The sequence below is a fragment of the Acinetobacter sp. UBA1297 genome (assembly GCF_002307755.1).
In the GTDB taxonomy this organism is placed as follows: domain Bacteria; phylum Pseudomonadota; class Gammaproteobacteria; order Pseudomonadales; family Moraxellaceae; genus Acinetobacter; species Acinetobacter radioresistens.
In genome coordinates, this window is sequence record NZ_DBUF01000001.1 from 1 (window position 1) to 203 (window position 203).

The window sequence follows — 203 nt, forward strand, 5'->3', positions numbered from 1 at the left end:
ATGGAGTTTGACGTAGTGATCGTTGGTGCAGGACCTGCAGGTCTTTCAGCTGCGATCCGCATCCGTCAACTGGCGATTGAAAACAACCTACCCGATCTTTCCGTTTGTGTCGTCGAAAAAGGTTCCGAAGTTGGTGCGCATATTCTCTCCGGTGCTGTACTTGAACCCCGGGCCATGAATGAACTCTTCCCCGACTGGAAAGA

The 203-nt window shown here is 51.7% G+C and carries 1 protein-coding gene; it reads left to right on the forward strand.

Annotated elements, in window-relative coordinates:
- On the forward strand, nt 1-203 hold a 203-nt coding region (locus B3R63_RS00005), incomplete at both ends, for an NAD(P)/FAD-dependent oxidoreductase (RefSeq protein WP_414630825.1).